At 49.6% G+C, this 2541-nt stretch carries 3 protein-coding genes; all 3 read right to left on the reverse strand.

Annotated elements, in window-relative coordinates; all coding sequences use genetic code 11:
- The coding region (locus ABNT28_RS10820; RefSeq protein ID WP_348721599.1) for a hypothetical protein at positions 1 to 827 on the reverse strand (827 nt) is incomplete at its 3' end.
- Between the two features lie 132 nt (positions 828 to 959).
- Positions 960 to 2000 carry a ferrochelatase gene (hemH, locus tag ABNT28_RS10825; protein WP_348721600.1) on the reverse strand — a complete coding sequence of 347 codons (1041 nt, stop codon included), beginning with the start codon at positions 1998 to 2000 and terminating at the stop codon, positions 960 to 962.
- Between the two features lie 85 nt (positions 2001 to 2085).
- Positions 2086 to 2541, reverse strand: a 456-nt coding sequence (locus ABNT28_RS10830) for a peroxiredoxin (RefSeq protein ID WP_348721601.1), incomplete at its 5' end; no start/stop codon positions are given.

Below are 2541 nucleotides of genomic sequence, written 5' to 3' on the forward strand. Positions count from 1 at the left end.
AACTGGCGCTTGACCTGAAGGGTTGTATAGCCAGCTTTGGTGACTTTTTTGAAGGGATTGATATTGGCGGTGTTCGTTGGCGAGGTTTTTTGCTGTGCCACGATCAATGACCAGCCATTCTCATGGTCAAATGACACGGTATGTTCATGCGAAATGCCCCAGGCATCCTCATCAATATTCGTCGCCAGCTTATCTTCATAGGCGATTGACCAGCTATCGGGTTGCAAGTCGTCGCTGATGTAACCAAGGATGTTGGTGAGGTTGGCGCGCAGATAGAGTCCCGCCTCGTGGTCTTCGTTGCGCACCCGTAGTCGGTCTTCTGCCTCGGCGTTCCAGGCATCGCGCTCGATAAAGTCCCATTCGACATGCGCGCGTGCGGAAAAGGTGCGGCCAGAAAACAGGTAGATATAAGGCATCACCCGATAGGTCAGGCCATTTATCTCGTTGAAATCACGCTGCGACAATGTCAGCAATGTGCCTATTTCATGCTGGTCACCCTCGCCAAAGCGATAGCGAAGCCGTGTGCCGGCAGCTGAAATGTGATCGTTGTCTTTGGCTTTGTCTGGCACCTGACCATTGACAGTTTTGTTCTCGATCTTGGCTTGCTGGGCGCGGAAATAAAGAGTCGCATATGCAGACACATCATATTCGCCATATATAGATAGGGATTTTTGATCCTGTTCCGACGTTTCATCAAACAGATATTCGCCAACAACATAGCCGCCCGTAAATGACGGATCACGATATTCATCCATCACATCAGCCACGGTCGGGAGATTCACCATGGCCAGGGCAACTATTAGTGCGGCAGAAGATTTATAGCTCATTGAATTGTCTCATATGGTTAAATATAAGAAATCACTAATGTGGCTATTAATAATTAGGATCAATATCCTTTGCCCAGATGGCAGGGCTTTCTGGGTGTGTGATTTGGAAACAAATTTGTCTTTACAGATTAACTACCGCTTCAGATCAACCCAGCCTTTGAGGTTGTCGATGGCGATGTCTTCGATCACCTTCATGCCCGCCGCCGAGTCATTCAGGCAGGGGATATAGCTGAATTTTTCGCCGCCATGCTCGATAAATTCTTCATGCAGTTCGATGTCTAACTCATCCAGCGTTTCCAGACAATCAGCAACAAAACCAGGTGCCATGACCATGACATGTTTTTTGCCTTGTTTGGCCAGATCGACGACGCTGATGTCGGTATAGGGTTGTAGCCAAGGCTCGGACCCAAAGCGTGACTGAAAGGTGGCATGAAAGCTATCATCATCCCATTTCAAGGCTTCTTTGAGAAGCCGCGCCGTTTTCATGCAATGGCAATGATAGGGATCGCCAGCCACAAAATAGCTTTTCGGAATGCCATGAAATGAAACAACCAGCGCATCAGGCTTGCCATGTTTTTTGACAGCGGCTTTGACGCTGGCGGCAAGCGCCTTGATATAGCCCGGATGATCGTGCCAAGGCGGGACAGTGCGCACAGCCGGTTGCCAGCGCTTATCCAGCGCCCATTTATATAATTCGTCATTTACGGTTGCCGTGGTCGAGGCCGCATATTGTGGGTAAAGCGGCATCAGCACAATGCGGCTACATCCGGCATCCTGTAATTTTTGTAATTGCCGATCAATAGCTGGCTGGCCATAGCGCATTGCATATTCGACAATCAGATTGTCGCTGTTAAAGGTTTTAGCGACATGTTCGGCCTGTAGGCGGGTGATTTTGCGTAACGGCGAGCCATCCGGATCATCCTTGAGCCAGATACGGTCATAGGCAGCGCCCGATTTTTTTGGCCGCACATTCAGGATGATACCATTGAGGATCACCCACCATAGCAGGCGTGGTACCTCGATAACGCGGCGGTCAGACAGAAACTGTTTGAGATAGCGACGCATCGATTTTTTATCAGTACCATCAGGAGTACCGAGATTGACCAGAAGCAAGCCAGTTCTGGCTTGCCCCGGAAAAATGGGATGATCGGCAGGGGTTTGATTTATCGGCATGGCGCACACTCATTAAACATCACGTCCTAGATATGTAGGGACTTGATGCGGTGGCGTCCAGCCTTTCCCGAGAAAAGACCTGTACTTAAGGCTTTGTCGGATCAGCGACCTTGCGCAGATACGGTTTTATTGTCTGCCAGCCATCAGGAAATAATGTCCATGCTTCATCATCCGATACCGAGGGTACAATGATAACATCATCGCCATGTTGCCAGTCGGCTGGTGTTGCCACTTTGTGCTTTGCTGTGAGTTGTAATGAGTCGATCGCACGAAGCAATTCGGCAAAATTACGCCCTGTTGCCATTGGATAGGTCAGGGATAGCTTGATCCGCTTGTCAGGCCCGATAATGAATACCGAACGCACCGCCTGATTTTCGACCGCTGAACGGCCAGCATGGCTGGTGCCCGCTTCACGCGGCAACATGTTATAAAGTTTGGCAACGCTAAGTTCAGTATCGGCGATGATCGGATAATTTGGACTGTGACCGGTAACGTCGGCAATGTCTTGAAGCCAAGATTTATGATCGTCAACCGGATCAAC

This window comes from uncultured Candidatus Puniceispirillum sp., from assembly GCF_963979125.1.
Lineage (GTDB): Bacteria > Pseudomonadota > Alphaproteobacteria > Puniceispirillales > Puniceispirillaceae > Puniceispirillum.

Excerpts from the sequence above, each read along its gene's own strand:
- hemH (WP_348721600.1), bottom strand. The coding sequence starts at position 2,000 with ATGCCGATAAATCAAACCCCTGCCGATCATCCCATTTTTCCGGGGCAA.